Below are 14330 nucleotides of genomic sequence, written 5' to 3'. Positions count from 1 at the left end.
GGGTGACTACCGCCCGATGAACTGCGGCCCCTGCGGCGGCAGCCGGAAGTACGCGTCCTGCGCCACAGCCGCCGGCGCCGACATCGGCTGCGGATAGCCGTACGCGGGCGGCTGTGCCGGAACCGCGGCCGTCGGCTGCTCGGGAGGCAACGGCTGGGACGAGGCCGGCTCCTCCATCTCGGACTCGTCCACCGAGATGCCGAAGTCCGTGGCGAGCCCCTTCAGCCCGTTCGAATAGCCCTCACCCAGCGCCCGGAACTTCCAGCCCTCCCCACGCCGGTACAGCTCACCGCAGATCAGCGCCGTCTCCGCGCCGGTCTCCGGCTTGATCTCGAACCGGGCCAGCGGCTCCCCGTCGGCGACCGCCGCGTCGTACAGCAGGATGCACAGCGCCGGCACCTGGTCGAAGGCGACCCCGTCCGCGGAGGCGACCAGCAGGATCCGGCCGACCCCCGGCTCCACCCCGGAGAGGTCCGTCTGGATCGTGTCCGTCAGCCCCTCGGCGACCCGCTTCTTGCCGAGCCGCCACACCTTCCCGGAGGGATGCCGGGGCTGGTTGTAGAAGACGAAGTCCTCGTCGGAGCGCACGCGGCCGTCCGGGCCCAGCAGCAGCGCCGACGCATCCACGTCCGGGACCCCCTGCCCGGGCGTCCAGCGCAGCACGGTGCGCACCGTGGTGGCCTCCAGCGGGACGTTCGACCCTTTCAGCATCGCGTGCGTCATGCGGTCATCCTGCCCTCTCGGTCCTGGTCACGACAATGCGGGGTGCGGTGCCGCCGACATGGGCGAGTTACCGGAAATTCATGCCCGCAGGGAACTTGGGACATGGATCCCTACGTACTATTACCGGCCACCCTTTACCGAACCCACAGGCTCGGCTCGCAACCTGAGGGAGTCCTATGCGTCATTTCGGGCACATCGCCCCGGAGGTGCGGCAGCGCCTCTTCCATCAGGAGCCGTGCGCGTTCACCGCCGACTCCCCGGCCCGGCTGCTCTCCGCGGCCCTGGGCGCCACGCTGTACAGCCCGGCCACCCGGCCCCGGCTCGCCGACGACATCGTCAAACAGGCCGGCAACGGCGTGGTCTCGATGGTGCTGTGCCTGGAGGACTCGATCGACGACGCGGACGTCGAGCCCGGCGAGGAGAACCTCGTCCGGCAGTTCGCCGACCTCGCCGCCCGGCCCGACACGGAGCCGCCCCTGCTGTTCATCCGGGTGCGCACCCCCGAGCAGATACCGGACCTGGTCCGCCGCCTGGGGCCGGCCGTGCGCCTGCTGTCGGGATTCGTGCTGCCCAAGTTCACCGAGGAACGCGGCATCCCCTTCCTGGAGGCCCTGACCGCGGCCGAGAACAGCAGCGGCCGGCGGCTCTTCGCCATGCCGGTCCTGGAGTCCCCCGAGCTGCTCTACCGCGAGTCCCGGGTGGAGACCCTGGAGGGCATCTCCCGCGCGGTCGGCAAGTACCGGGACCGGGTGCTGGCCCTCCGCCTCGGCGTGACCGACTTCTGCTCCTCCTACGGCCTGCGCCGCGCCCCCGACATGACCGCCTACGACGTCCAGATCGTCGCCTCCGTGATCGCCGACGTCGTGAACATGCTCGGCCGCGCCGACGGCACCGGCTTCACCGTCACCGGCCCGGTCTGGGAGTACTTCCGGGTGCCCGAACGCATGTTCAAGCCGCAGCTGAGGCAGAGCCCCTTCCTGGAGGTGCAGGCCGTCTCACTGCGCGAGAAGCTGATCGAACACGCCATGGACGGACTGCTCCGGGAGATCTCCCTCGACCAGGCCAACGGCCTGCTCGGCAAGACCTGCATCCACCCGTCCCACGTCCTGCCCGTGCACGCGCTCTCGGTGGTCAGCCACGAGGAGTTCAGCGACGCCCAGGACATCCTGCGGCCGGAACGCGGCGGCGGGGGTGTACTCCGGTCGGCCTACACGAACAAGATGAACGAAGTGAAACCGCACCGCGCCTGGGCCGAGCGGACCGTGTTGCGCGCCGAGGTGTTCGGCGTCGCCAACGAGGACGTCGGCTTCGTGGAACTGCTCGCCGCCGGCATACCCGGCTGAACCTTTCTCCACCTCCCCTCCGCCTCTCCAAGGAACGAATGAACAACGCAGTGAACGACGGGGTCTGGTCCGGCAGCTGGGTCGCCGAGCGACTCGGGGTCGGACTCGTGGGCGACGACGGCCTGCCGGCCCTGCTCGGGCTCGCGCTGCGGCGCAACCCCAAGCGGGCGCACCTGCTGGTCTCGAACGTCCTCGGCAAGCACGTTCCCCAGTCGCCCGCCGTGGTGTACGAGCACGGCTTCCGCCTGGGCCGACGGGTCGCCGCGCTGCTCGGCGAGGAAGGGGCCGGTGCTGTCGTCCTCGGCTATGCGGAGACCGCGACGGGGCTGGGGCACGCGGTCGCCGACGGTCTCGGTGCGGTGCCGTATCTGCACTCCACGCGGCGGGCGGTTCCCGGGGTGGCCCCCGCGGGCGGCTTCGAGGAGTCGCACTCCCATGCCACGTCTCACATGGTGCTTCCCGAGGATCCCGGGCTGCTGGCCGGTCGGGGGCCTCTTGTGCTGGTGGACGATGAGTTCTCCACTGGTAACACCGTGCTGAACACCATGCGTGACCTGCACGAGCGGTATCCGCGGGAGCGGTATGTGGTGGTCGCTCTGGTCGACATGCGGTCGGCTGAGGACTCCGCGCGGCTGGAGCGGTTCGCACAGGAGATCAGGGCGCGCGTGGATGTCGTCGCCGCCGCGTCCGGGACCGTACAGCTGCCGGACGGTGTGCTGGAGAAGGGGCAGCGGCTGGTCGCGGAGTGTGAGGCCGTCGGGCGCGGGTCGAGTGTGGTTGCTCGCGCGGTTCCCCGCGCCCCTGAGGGGGCGCGGCAGCCGGGCCACGTCGCAAAGGTGGACCTGCACTGGCCCTCCGGTCTCCCCGACGGCGGGCGGCACGGTTTCACCCCCGCGCACCGGGCCCGGCTCGAAGCGGCGCTGCCCGCCATGGCCGGGCGCATACGCGCGGCCCTGCCTGCCGGTGCCCGGCGCGTCCTGGTGCTCGGGTCGGAGGAACTGATGTACGTTCCGCTGCGGCTCGCCCAGGAGGTGGAGCGGGGCACGGACGCCGAGGTGCGGTTCTCCACCACCACCCGGTCGCCCGTCCTCGCCGTCGACGACCCCGGCTACGCCATCCGCAGCCGCCTGGTCTTCCCGGCCCACGACGACCCGGCCGACGGGCCCGGCGAGCGGTACGCCTACAACGTGGCCGGCGCCGGTTTCGACGCCGTCGTCGCGGTGGTCGACTCCGTCGCCGACACCCCCGCCCTGCACGCGCCCGACGGCCTGCTGGCCGCCCTCGCCGCGCACGTCCCGCACGTCCTGCTCGCGGTCGTACCCTCGTACGTTCCGCACGCTCCCGAAAGGCCGGCCATGCTGCCCGAGCCCCTGCGCGGCCCCGCGTTCTCCTCGTACGCGCCGGAGGAGGTCGGCTGGCTGCTCCAGGACCTCTCCGAGGTGTCCCTGGAGGCGCCGACGGAGGAGCGGGAGGAGGCCATCCAGCGCGGCGGCGCGCACTACGCCGAGTCGCTGCCGGTGGAGTACCAGCCGAGCGCGCAGTACCAGGAGCTGTTCCACGCGGCCCTGGACGCCTCCGCCGCCCGCCTCGCGCAGGCCGTCGGTGTCGTGACCGAGGCCGTCATCGCCGAGCGGTCGCCCCGCCCGGTGCTGGTCTCCCTGGCCCGCGCCGGCACCCCGGTCGGCATCCTGATGCGCCGCTGGGCCCGGTTCCGGCACGGCCTCGACCTGCCGCACTACGCCGTGTCGATCGTGCGTGGCCGGGGCATCGACGCCAACGCGCTGCGCTGGCTGGCCGCCCACCACGACCCCCGGGACGTCGTCTTCGTCGACGGCTGGACCGGCAAGGGGGCGATCACCCGGGAACTCGCCGAAGCCGTCGAGGAGTTCGAGCGGAAGGAAGGCGTCACCGGGTTCGACCCGGAGATCGCGGTCCTCGCCGATCCCGGCTCCTGCGTACGCACCTACGGCACCCGCGAGGACTTCCTCATCCCCTCCGCGTGCCTCAACTCGACCGTCTCCGGGCTGATCTCCCGTACGGTCCTGCGCGCCGACCTGGTCGGCCCGCACGACTTCCACGGCGCCAAGTTCTACCGCGAACTCGCGGGCGCGGACGTCTCCGTGGCCTTCCTCGACGCCGTCGCCGCCCGCTTCCCCGAGGTGGCCGAGGGCGTGGACAGCGCGGTGAAGGAGCTGCTGGCCACGGACCGCACCCCGACCTGGGCGGGCTGGCGGGCGGTCGAGCGGATCAGCGAGGAGTACGGCATCCACGACGTCAACCTCGTCAAGCCCGGTGTCGGCGAGACCACCCGGGTGCTGCTCCGTCGGGTGCCGTGGAAGATCCTCGCGCGGGCGGGCGCGGGCGCCGACCTGGACCACGTGCGACTGCTCGCCGAGCAGCGCGGCGTGCCGGTGGAGGAGGTGGACGACCTGCCGTACACCTGCGTCGGGCTGATCCACCCCAAGTACACGCGGGGCGCCACGGGCGCCGACGGCAAGGCGGTGAACCTCTGATGCCGGTGCTGGTGGCGAGCGACCTGGACCGGACGCTGATCTACTCCTCGGCGGCCCTCGCACTGACCATGCCGGACCCGCGGGCGCCCCGGCTGCTGTGCGTGGAGGTGCACGAGGCCAAGCCGCTGTCCTACATGACCGAGACCGCGGCCCAGCTGCTCACCGACCTCGGCGACACGGCCGTCTTCGTGCCGACGACGACCCGGACGCGCAAGCAGTACCAGCGGATCAACCTGCCGGGCCCGCCGCCGGCGTACGCGATCTGCGCCAACGGCGGCCATCTGCTGGTCGACGGGGTCACCGACGCCGACTGGCACGCGAGCGTCCAGGCGCGGCTCGCCGACGAGTGCGCGCCGCTGGCGGAGGTCAGCGAGCATCTGCTGCGGTCCGCCGACCCGGTGTGGGTGCGCAAGCACAGGATCGCCGAGGACCTGTTCGCGTACCTCGTGGTGGAGCGCGAGCTGCTGCCCGGGGACTGGGTGAAGGAGCTGGCGGTGTGGGCGGAGAACCGGGGCTGGACGGTGTCCCTGCAGGGCCGCAAGATCTACGCCGTACCGAAGCCGCTTGCCAAGAGCGCGGCCGTCCGTGAGGTGGCCCGGCGCACCGGCGCGCAGCTGACCCTGGCCGCCGGGGACTCCCTGCTCGACGCCGACCTGCTGCTGGCCGCGGACCGGGGCTGGCGCCCCGGCCACGGCGAACTGGCCGACACCGACTGGACGGCCCCACAGATCAACGCCCTCCCGGAACGGGGGGTCCTGGCGGGAGAGCGGATCCTACGGGAGTTCCTGAGAGCGGCACGGCAGCCGGCCTGAAGGGCGCGGGGCTGTATCGATGTGCGGCTCCGCCGCGTGGGCGCGAGCAGCCACGACGGCGCCGCACCCGCGGGACGGCACCGCGCGGTACCCCCGTAGGGGGCTACCCGCAGCACCCGCCCCCACAGCACCCGCCCCCACCGGCCCTCGGCGAAGGCGCGGGCGCAGCCGCGGACGTGTTGTTCGACACGCCCACCGCCACCGTCGACAGGAGCTTCACCGTGTCGTCGTGGCCCGCGGGGCACGACGCGGGGGCGGCGGACTGAGCCATGGGCCGGTTGAGTTCGAACGTGTCGCCGCAGGTCCGGCAGCGGTACTCGTAACGAGGCATGGCCCCAGGTTAGCCGTCAAGGCCCGGCCGGGGGCGTCTCAATGTTTCATGAGTGTTGCTTTCTATCCGGCATATGTGCAGGGCATTCGAAAACGTTACTGATAATTTGTGAACGCCGTTGCGAGGATGCTCAGCTCACCCGCGCGAGCAAGACCGAGTGCGGAGGGAGACGCAGGCGTGACCAATGCGTCGCAGGGGGAGGACGGCCCCATGGGGGGTGGCCGTGGCGAGAAGCCGTTGGACGCCGATGAGACGCTGCATCTGAGAGTCGACGCCCTCAGGGCGGACGAGACCATGCAGTTGCGTGTGCCCCCGCCGCCGGAGCCGCCCGCTCCGGGCGGCGGCCGGGCCGAGCGCCGGCGTGGCGCGCGCTCCGCCGGGCGGGAGCGCGTCACGCCCGCGAGCGCGGCCCTGGGCGCGGTCGTCCGGCTGCTCGGCCCGCTGACCCCGTACGCGCGCCGGATAGCCCCCTACGCGCGCCGCCTGAAGCCGGTGTACCCACGCCCCGGGCGTACCGGCTGGCGCCGCTGGATACCCTCCTGGCGCCAGTGGCTCGGTGCCACCGTGACCTCGTTCGGTCTGCTCAGCGCGTTCCTCGTCACCGCGTACGCGATGACGGACATACCGGACAACCTCAACTCGTACGCCACCCAGCAGGACAACGTCTATTTCTGGTCCGACGGCACGCCCATGGCCCGTACCGGCTGGGTGCAGCGGCAGGCGATGCCGCTGAAGGACATCCCCCCGGACGTCCGCTGGGCGGTGCTCGCCGCGGAGAACGAGAGTTTCTACTCGGACCCGGGCATATCCGCCAAAGGCATCACCCGGGCCGTGTTCCGCACGCTGGGGCAGGGGGACACCGAGGGCGGATCGACCATAACCCAGCAGTACGTCAAAAATGTCTATCTGACGCAGAACCAGACGATCAGCCGTAAATTCACCGAGGCGATGATCGCCCTCAAGCTGGACAACAGGATGAGCAAGGACCAGATCCTGGAGGGCTACCTCAACACCAGCTGGTTCGGCCGCGGCAGCTACGGCATCCAGCGCGCGGCCCAGGCGTACTACGGCAAGGACGTCGACAAGCTCAACGCCTCCGAGGCGGCCATGCTCGCCGGGCTGCTGAAGGGCGCCGGCCTGTACGACCCCACGCTCAGCCGGGCCAACCACGCCCGGGCCGTCGAGCGCTGGTCCTGGATCCTCGACCGCATGGTCACGATCGGCAAGCTGTCGCCGCGGGAACGGGCCAAGTACACCGAGTTCCCCGAGCCGTTGAAGAGCAACCCGCTGTACAACACCGGTGCGCAGAGCGACTACCTGGTGGAGCTGGCCGCGCAGTACGCCAAGAAGGCCGGGCACCTGACGGACAAGCAGTTCGACCTCGGCGGCTACCAGATCTACACGACCTTCGACCGCAAGCGGGAGAAGGCGCTCACCGACGCCGTCACCAAGGCCCGCAAGCAGGCCAGGCAGGACAACCCGGCGGCGGCCAGGAACGGCCACTACGGCGCCGCCTCGGTGGCCGCGGACGGCCGGATCCTCGCCGTCTACGGCGGCCCCGACCACCGTACCCAGGGCTACAACGAGTCCAACGCGACCACCGTCCCGGCCGGCACCGCGTTCACCCCGTTCGTCTACGCCGCCGGGCTCGAACACGGCGTGCACAAGACGCGCGGCGGACCCGCCACCCCCGTCACCCCGGACAGCGTCTACGACGGCGACGACGGCGTGCCCGTCACCACCCCGGAGGGGCCGTACTGGGACCGCAGCGGCAAGAAGGTCTCCGCGCACAACGACGGCGGCAGGTCGTACGGGGACATCAGTCTGCGCGAGGCCATGGCCCGGTCCGTGAACACCCCGTTCATGCAGCTCGGCATGGACACCGGCCTGGACAAGGTGCGCCAGACCGCCGAGGCGGCCGGGCTGCTGTCCTCCAGCATCGGCCCCCAGGTCCCGGCCCTGTCGATGGGGAACTCCACGCCCAGCGCGATCCGGATGGCCAGCGGCTACGCCACTTTCGCCGCCGGCGGCAACCACACCGAGCCGTACTCGGTGCGCCGGATCACCCGCAACGGCTCCCCGGTCGCCCTGGCCACCCCGCGCCCCGGACGCGCGGTCGGCGCCAAGGTGGCCGAGGAGGTCACGCAGGCGCTCACCGACACCTTCCGCACCGCCCATCCCGAGGCGGCGGCCGGCCGGTCCGGGGTGTCCGGGAAGGCCGGCACCACCGAGAAGGACACCGCCGCCTGGTACGTCGGCACGGCCGACTCCGTGTCCACCGCGATCGTCGTCTACCGGATCGACCTGGCCACGTCCCTGGAGCCACTGCCGCTCAAGGGCCTGGCCGGGTCCGCCCACAGCGTCCCGTATGCCCTCTGGTCGGCAGCGACGGGTCTCGGCTGAGCCGGGGCCCGTACCCCCTACCCTTCCGCAGAATGAGCCGCGCATGCCCCGCAAGATGTCGTCGTCAGGCCGCCGCCGAGCCCCCCGCAGCCGCAGTGCGCCCCGGGCCACCCGGCCGCAGGTCCTGACGCTGGCCGCCCTCCTCGTCGTCGCCTCGCTGGTCGCCGGGTTCCTGGCACTGTCCGGCACGGACAGCAGCAGCACGCCGGCCGCCGCGGCCGGCAAGAGACCCAGGAGCGCGCCGAAGGCCAGCCCCACCCCGGAGTGGGACGGCAGGACCAAGGTCCTCGGGGACGGCTCCACCTCCTACACCGGGCCGCAGAAGGGGCAGTTGAAGCCGGTGCCGCTCAAGCCCGGCGAGAAACCGCCGCAGTTCGTGGTCTTCTCCTGGGACGGCGCGCTGGAGGGCAGCGACCACCTGTTCTCTCACTACCGGGAGCTGGCCAAGGAGTACAACGCCCACATGACCTTCTTCCTCACCGGCATCTACCTGCTGCCCAAGAGCAAGAAGTCCCTGTACCACGGCCCCATGCACTCCCCGGGCGACGCCGCCATCGACTACGCCACCGACGACCACATCCGCACCACGGTGGAGCAGCTGGGCAAGGCGTACGAGGACGGGAACGAGATCGGCACCCACTTCAACGGCCACTTCTGCGGGGCCAAGGGCGGCGGCGACTGGAGCGTCGAGGAGTGGAAGAGCGAGATCGACCAGTTCTACAACTTCGTGGAGCGCTGGAAGACCAACACCGGCTTCAAGGACCTCGCGCCGCTGCCGTTCGACTTCAGGAAGGAGGTCACCGGCGGCCGGGCGCCCTGCCTGGAGGGCCAGCCGAACCTGCTGAAGGCCATCAAGAGCTACGGCTGGCGCTACGACGCCAGTTCGCCGGGCGACTTCCAGATATGGCCGTCGAAGAAGAAAGGCATATGGGACTTCCCGCTGCAGATGCTGCCGTACGAGAGCGGCAAGTACCAGGGCCTGTCCATGGACTTCAACTTCCTCTACAACCAGTCCGACGGTGAGACCCAGGGCGACCCGGCCAAGTTCCCCCAGTGGGAACAGCAGACCGTCGAGTCCTACATGGCCGGCTTCAACCGGGTGTACTACGGCAGCCGGGCCCCGCTGTTCGTCGGCAACCACTTCGAGGACTGGAACGGCGGCATCTACATGAAGGCCATCGACCAGGTGGTCAGGAACGTCTGCACCAAGAAGGGCGTCAAGTGCGTGTCCTTCAAGGAGCTGGCCGACTGGCTGGACGCGCAGAAGCCGCAGACCCTGGCCGCCCTGCGCAGCCTCGACCCGGCCCAGTCGCCCGACTGGTCGGCGGTCGTCAAGTGACGGGCGCGCGCCGGGGATTCCACTTGTGCAACCCCCTTCACAACCGACGCACACGGCGTGCGAAGATGCCCCTCGCCCGGTAGGTGTACCGGCGTAGAGGGGAACATCATTGAAATCTAGAAGACTGAGCCGTGGGCGGCGCCGCACGGCCATAGTCACCGCCGCGGCCGCCTCGGTGGTCGCCGGCGTGGCCCTGGTGCCCAACTGGAGCGCGGGTGCGGCGGTGACCGACGACCCGACGGTGGACGCGGCGACCAAAGCGACCTTCCAGCGGCTGGCCGACGCGGTCTTCACCGACCGTACGCAGGCCCTGGTGGAGGGCGCCGGAAAGGCGGAGACCCGGCACACGTCCGGCTTCTCCGGTTCCGTGCGCCTGTCCGGCGGGCAGACCCGCCAGGAGAAGTCCGCGCTGGACGAGCTGCGTGACCGCCGCGGCCGGCTGGCCCGGCTGGGCGAGACGTACCGCGCGGGCAGCACCAAGGTCTCGCTCGACGCGACCCAGGTGAAGGGCCGGCACGCCAAGGTCGCCGTCACCGAGACCACGACGCTGACCTACGACAAGGCCACCGCCAAGGGACCGAAGTCGACCGGCTTCCAGGCCCACCACGAGCTGACCTTCCAGGCCGACCGGCACGGCACCTGGCAGCTCACCGGCATCCGCGACACCGACGACGGCTACCTCGCGGTGAACCAGATCGCCAAGCCCGCCGTCACCTCGGCGAAGACCGCCACCGCGGACGACGGCCCGCCCTCCGCGGCCCGCGCCGCCACCACCTGGCCCGCACCGGCCAACGCGAAGAACTTCTCCGCGACCGGCTACGACTACAAGGCCATGGTGGCGTACGCGCAGAAGTACTGGAACAACTACAACCCGGCCTACCCGAACTTCAACGGGCAGGGGGCCGGCGGCGACTGCACCAACTTCGTCAGCCAGGTCCTGAAGGCCGGCGGCTGGAAGCACGTGCCCGGCTACACGTACGACTGGAAGAAGTGGTTCGGCACCGCCGACATCCAGTCGGACTCGTTCGTCGGCGTCAACGAGTTCTCCTGGTTCGCCCTGTCCTCGAAGCGGGCCACCAGCCTCGCCAACGTCTACCAGATGGACCTCGGCGACGTGCTGCAGATGGACTTCAACCGCGACGGGTCCAAGGACCACTCGATGATCGTGACGTACCGGGACGGCCGGGGCGTGCCGTACGTGAGCTACCACTCGACCAACACGTACAACCGGTCGGTGGCCAGCCTCGTCGCCTCGTACCCGAACGCGGCGTTCTACGCCTACAGGACCTGACCCCGTCCTGGCTGCCGCGGGCCCCGCTGCTCCGGCCTCTCCCGCTCCTCGTCCTGCGGGCGCCGCTCCTGCCGCGCCGGCTGCTCGGGCGGCGTCCGCTGCTCCTGCGGGGAGGCCTCGGGGTGGCGGGCCCGCCAGTAGGGGTTGTCGTGCGGCAGGTTGTGACCGACCCGGCCGTACATGCCGAAGGTCATCAGCAGCAGGCCCACGACGAAGCTGAAGAACACGTTCTGGATCTTGAATGCCAGGAAGTTGCTGCCGGTGTCCAGCAGGCCGAGGAACAGGAAACCGTTCAGCAGGAACAGCACACCGAGGACCATGTTCAGGGTCGACGCGAAGTTCCCGCCGATCGCCATGCCGACCAGCAGCACCGCGCCGATGCAGATCGACAGCACACTCAGCGCGCCGTTGGAGTTCAGCCCGGCGACCGTGTTGCCGCCGGTGCTGAAGAAGCCGATCTGGTCGATCAGGCCGAGAATGCCGAAGACGACCAGGAACGCGCCGATGAGGCCGGCACCGATCCGGTAGACCTGGTTGAGCCGGTGGTCGACGGGCAGATGATCGTCCAGCCGGGGCCGCCGTTCCTCGGCTTTCCTCGTGTGCACCGCGTGTGTGGCCATGTCCGCCTCCCTCGGGCGCTAGCGGAGGCCATCCGTTCCCTTCAATATCCGCTAGCCCCGCACCCCCGGCAACACGCGCAGGCCCGTACCCGGCGCCTCAGTGCCCGGCGCCGCGCTCCTCGCGGATCTGCGCCACCACCCGCGCCACCGTATGCCGCACCCCTTCCGTCTCGGTGAGGAAGTGCCAGTAGTCCGGGTGCCGTCCCTCCAGCGTGCCCATCGCCCGCTCCAGCCGGGCCACCGCGTCGTCCAGCGGCCGGGCATGCCGCGGATCGGGGGTCGTACGGCCCGTCATGGCCAGCCGCTGGGCGTCCCGGATCGCGAACCGGGTCCGCTCGATCTCCGCCTGCGGATCCTTCTGCACCGCGTTCAGCCTGCTCAGCCGGTCACCGGCGGCCGACACGGCCTCGTCGGTGGCGTTCAGCAGCGCCCGCACCGTCGACAGCAGCGAGGTGGCGTCCGCCCAGCGCTGGGCGTCCCGTGCCGTCTGCGCCTCCCGGAGCTTCACCTCGGCCTGCCGTACGTTCTCCGCGGCGTGCTCCGGCACCTGCTGGAGGTCCTGCCAGCAGGCGGCGGCGAAGCGGCGGCGCAGCTCGCTCAGCACCGGCTCCACCTGTCCGGCCCGCGTGGTCAGCGCCTCGGCCCTGGTGCGCAGGCTGACCAGCCGGTGGTCGATCTCGGCCGCCCGCTCCGGCAGCCGCTCGGCCTCGGCCCGGATCGCCCCGGCCTCCCGCTGCACCCGCTCGGCCCGCTCCAGCGTCGCCTGCACCCCGTGCCGTCCGGCGCCCTGGTTCAGCTTGGTCAGCTCCGGCGACAGCGCCGCCAGCCGCGCGGCCAGCTCGTCGGCCCGCAGGTTCCGCTCCCGTACGGCGTCCAGGGCGTTGCTGGCCGCCAGCAGCGACTGCCGGGCCCGTTCCACGGCGGGCGCCAGCCGGGCCAGCTGTGTCTCCGCCTTGCCCAGCAGCGGCTCCAGCGAGCCGCCGAACCGGTCCAGCTCCTGCCGGACCCGGACCAGCTCGTCCTTGGCCGCGGTCAGTTCGGCCCGCGCCCGGGCCGCCGTGCCGGCCTCCAGATCGTCCCGGTCCAGGTCGTGGGCGTCGACGGCCTCGATGTAGCGCCGGCTGGCCTCGTCGATCCGGCGCCCGAGCGCCTCGAAGTCGCCGACGGCGCGCCGGGCGGCGGGGGAGTCGTCCACCGCCGAGATGGTCTCCACCGAGATCCGCAGATCCCGCTGCGCGGTGTCGAGTTCGTAGAACGCCGTCGCCGCCGCGTCCTTCGCGGCCTGCGCGTCGGCCCGGTGGCTCTCCGCGCGCCCGCCGAACCAGCGCCGGGTGCCGCCGCCGGCGAACGCGACGGGCAGCGTGAGCGCGGCCAGTACCGGCAGGCCGAGCAGGGTGAGGGCGTCCCGCAGCGGGGAGGGGCCGCGCCGGGCCCGTGCGGTGGACGGCGGCGGGTACGGCTGGCTGACTGGCGTGCCCGGTGTCGCCGTCACATCCCTCTCCCGTGCTGTGGTCGCCCTGGGTGGTGTCATTCTCCCACCCGTTGAAGACGAACACACGGGGCGGTCAGTTCGCCGTGCGCACCGTGACTTTCCCGTCCTGGGTGTGCGCCGACACCCGGTGCGGGCTGCTGTCGTCGCGGGGCACGGACACCGTGACCGACCCGTCGTCGGCCGCCGCCGACACCCGGTACGCGCCCTGGGCAGGCCCACCGTCACCGGCCCGTCGTCGCTGCGGACGTCGACCAGGTCCGGCGGGCCGGTCGGTTCGACGTCCACGGCGCCGTCGCCGGTGGCCGCCTTCACCCGGCGCGAGGACACCTGCGCGCGCACCGGTCCGTCGTCGGACCGCAGGTCCAGCGGGCCGCCGGTGTCGGTGACGCGCACGGCGCCGTCGCCGACGTGGACGCTGACCGCGTCCCGGAACCCGGAGGCCCGCACGGCGCCGTCCTCGTTCACGACCTTGACGCGGACCCCGCGCGGCACCTCGATCCGGTGCCGGGCCGAGCAGGCGGCGATGACCCCGGAGCAGTGCACCCGCAGCACGAGCCGGTCGCCGTCCATGGACCACCGCACCCCGGGCTCGCTCCCGGCGACCACGGACCCCTCGAACCAGCGGGTCACCTCGACCGTTTCCGACGACGCGGCGCTGGAGATCGTCGCCGCGCGGGGGCAGAAGGCCGGAAGGCGCCACAGGCGGTGAGCCCCGCCAGGAGCGCACCGGCGAGCAAGGCCGGCCGGACGGCACGGAACGAAAGCGAACGGACCATGTGACCTCTCGCCTGAACCGGCTTGTACCGGCTTCTGTCGGCTTGTACCGGCCTGATCCGGCGCTCGCACCCGCGGCCGGAGTGCTTCGGTCTCCGCCGACGCCAAGACCCGCCGTCCGGGCCGACGATCCGGTGGCCTCCCGGAACGGGGTGGGGATAATCCCCTGTCTCCGGTTTGCGGGGCAGCCGCTCGGGCAATGTAGGCTGTCGACCTGTCCCGGGTGCGTAGCTCAGGGGTAGAGCGCCTGCCTTACAAGCAGGATGTCGGCGGTTCGAAACCGTCCGCGCCCACCGGTCCGGCCCCTCGGAGCACTCTCCGAGGGGCCGTTTCCTTGCCCTACTCCTCCGCCGCCTTCTCGTGGGCGTGCTTCAGCCGGGAGCGGGCCTCCATGCGGTCCGCCGCCGCGACCTCGGCCCAGAAGCGGTGCGTGCTGACGAAGACCGCGAGTTCGTGCTCGCGCCGCCGCAGCTTCTCCACCTCGGCCTGCTCGTCCTCCGTCCAGCCGGGGGACGCGGGCCGCTCCACCTTCCGCCAGCCGGTGTCGTCGCTGAAGCCGTCCATCGGCTCGACCGACCAGGGCAGCCGCTTGAGCAGGGCCGACAGCTCGGCCCGGACCTGATGCAGCTCCTCCTGACCGGCGAGGAGGTCACTGGGGAATTCATAGGTCGTAGCCACGCGGCAATGCT

The 14330-nt window shown here is 71.5% G+C and carries 11 protein-coding genes, 1 tRNA gene and 1 pseudogene; 7 read left to right on the top strand and 6 right to left on the bottom strand.

All coding sequences use genetic code 11. The features are described from left to right. Window positions 1–6: 6 nt before the first annotated feature. Window positions 7–723 carry a TerD family protein gene (locus tag AB0L21_RS07150; protein WP_365699352.1) on the bottom strand — a complete coding sequence of 239 codons (717 nt, stop codon included), beginning with the start codon at window positions 721–723 and terminating at the stop codon, window positions 7–9. A gap of 176 nt (window positions 724–899) precedes the next feature. Here AB0L21_RS07150 and AB0L21_RS07145 point away from each other — a divergent pair, with 176 nt between their 5' ends. From AB0L21_RS07145 to AB0L21_RS07135, 3 genes are read left to right on the top strand one after another with little or no spacing between them, the layout of a single operon-like run. Beyond that, the gene (locus tag AB0L21_RS07145; RefSeq protein ID WP_365699351.1) at window positions 900–2066 is read left to right on the top strand and encodes an HpcH/HpaI aldolase/citrate lyase family protein; all 1167 of its coding nucleotides are present in this window, start codon (window positions 900–902) and stop codon (window positions 2064–2066) included. Between the two features lie 38 nt (window positions 2067–2104). Continuing rightward, complete coding sequence (locus AB0L21_RS07140) at window positions 2105–4579, top strand: phosphoribosyltransferase (RefSeq protein WP_365782678.1); 2475 nt, start codon at window positions 2105–2107, stop codon at window positions 4577–4579. After that, on the top strand, window positions 4579–5391 hold the full coding sequence (locus tag AB0L21_RS07135) for an HAD family hydrolase (protein WP_365782676.1): 813 nt from the start codon (window positions 4579–4581) through the stop codon (window positions 5389–5391). The genes AB0L21_RS07140 and AB0L21_RS07135 overlap by 1 nt, the downstream gene beginning before the upstream one ends. 103 nt (window positions 5392–5494) lie before the next feature. Here the strand turns inward: AB0L21_RS07135 and AB0L21_RS07130 are convergent, their stop codons facing one another. Beyond that, window positions 5495–5722, bottom strand: a complete 228-nt coding sequence (locus tag AB0L21_RS07130; protein ID WP_365699348.1) for a zinc ribbon domain-containing protein — start codon at window positions 5720–5722, stop codon at window positions 5495–5497. Between the two features lie 210 nt (window positions 5723–5932). Here AB0L21_RS07130 and AB0L21_RS07125 point away from each other — a divergent pair, with 210 nt between their 5' ends. The 3 genes from AB0L21_RS07125 to AB0L21_RS07115 all read left to right on the top strand — a co-directional run bounded on the left by AB0L21_RS07125 (window position 5933) and on the right by AB0L21_RS07115 (window position 10755). Then, window positions 5933–8125 carry a transglycosylase domain-containing protein gene (locus AB0L21_RS07125; protein ID WP_365782835.1) on the top strand — a complete coding sequence of 731 codons (2193 nt, stop codon included), beginning with the start codon at window positions 5933–5935 and terminating at the stop codon, window positions 8123–8125. A 43-nt stretch (window positions 8126–8168) separates the two neighbouring features. Further along, window positions 8169–9464, top strand: coding sequence for a hypothetical protein (locus tag AB0L21_RS07120; protein WP_365699347.1), 1296 nt, complete (start codon window positions 8169–8171; stop codon window positions 9462–9464). Between the two features lie 187 nt (window positions 9465–9651). Then, window positions 9652–10755, top strand: coding sequence for an amidase domain-containing protein (locus AB0L21_RS07115; protein ID WP_365699522.1), 1104 nt, complete (start codon window positions 9652–9654; stop codon window positions 10753–10755). On the opposite strand, the gene AB0L21_RS07110 is transcribed toward AB0L21_RS07115, so the two are convergent. The 3 genes and pseudogenes from AB0L21_RS07110 to AB0L21_RS07100 form a co-directional block, all read right to left on the bottom strand. Next, on the bottom strand, window positions 10743–11375 hold the full coding sequence (locus tag AB0L21_RS07110; RefSeq protein ID WP_365699346.1) for a DUF4383 domain-containing protein: 633 nt from the start codon (window positions 11373–11375) through the stop codon (window positions 10743–10745). The two genes, AB0L21_RS07115 and AB0L21_RS07110, sit on opposite strands and share 13 nt — an antisense overlap. Window positions 11376–11472: 97 nt before the next feature. Further along, on the bottom strand, window positions 11473–12867 hold the full coding sequence (locus AB0L21_RS07105) for a hypothetical protein (RefSeq protein ID WP_365782674.1): 1395 nt from the start codon (window positions 12865–12867) through the stop codon (window positions 11473–11475). A 73-nt stretch (window positions 12868–12940) separates the two neighbouring features. Continuing rightward, window positions 12941–13643 (bottom strand): annotated as a pseudogene (locus AB0L21_RS07100) (DUF4097 family beta strand repeat-containing protein). 219 nt (window positions 13644–13862) lie between these two features. Between AB0L21_RS07100 and AB0L21_RS07095 the strand changes: the two are divergent. Then, window positions 13863–13934: transfer RNA gene (locus tag AB0L21_RS07095), tRNA-Val, on the top strand. A 46-nt stretch (window positions 13935–13980) separates the two neighbouring features. Here the strand turns inward: AB0L21_RS07095 and AB0L21_RS07090 are convergent. After that, the gene (locus AB0L21_RS07090) at window positions 13981–14319 is read right to left on the bottom strand and encodes a hypothetical protein (RefSeq protein ID WP_365699344.1); all 339 of its coding nucleotides are present in this window, start codon (window positions 14317–14319) and stop codon (window positions 13981–13983) included. Between the last annotated feature and the right edge of the window lie 11 nt (window positions 14320–14330).

Origin of the sequence: Streptomyces sp. NPDC052721 (assembly GCF_040678315.1) — a bacterium.
Lineage (GTDB): Bacteria > Actinomycetota > Actinomycetes > Streptomycetales > Streptomycetaceae > Streptomyces.
This window is presented reverse-complemented; position numbering and strand designations above follow the sequence as displayed.

What these genes read in the sequence shown, in the direction of transcription:
- AB0L21_RS07150 (WP_365699352.1), bottom strand. Translation starts at nt 723, where the DNA reads ATGACGCACGCGATGCTGAAAGGGTCGAACGTCCCGCTGGAGGCCACC.
- AB0L21_RS07145 (WP_365699351.1), top strand. Translation starts at nt 900, where the DNA reads ATGCGTCATTTCGGGCACATCGCCCCGGAGGTGCGGCAGCGCCTCTTC.
- AB0L21_RS07140 (WP_365782678.1), top strand. Translation starts at nt 2,105, where the DNA reads ATGAACAACGCAGTGAACGACGGGGTCTGGTCCGGCAGCTGGGTCGCC.
- AB0L21_RS07135 (WP_365782676.1), top strand. Translation starts at nt 4,579, where the DNA reads ATGCCGGTGCTGGTGGCGAGCGACCTGGACCGGACGCTGATCTACTCC.
- AB0L21_RS07130 (WP_365699348.1), bottom strand. Translation starts at nt 5,722, where the DNA reads ATGCCTCGTTACGAGTACCGCTGCCGGACCTGCGGCGACACGTTCGAA.
- AB0L21_RS07125 (WP_365782835.1), top strand. Translation starts at nt 5,933, where the DNA reads ATGGGGGGTGGCCGTGGCGAGAAGCCGTTGGACGCCGATGAGACGCTG.
- AB0L21_RS07120 (WP_365699347.1), top strand. Translation starts at nt 8,169, where the DNA reads ATGCCCCGCAAGATGTCGTCGTCAGGCCGCCGCCGAGCCCCCCGCAGC.
- AB0L21_RS07110 (WP_365699346.1), bottom strand. Translation starts at nt 11,375, where the DNA reads ATGGCCACACACGCGGTGCACACGAGGAAAGCCGAGGAACGGCGGCCC.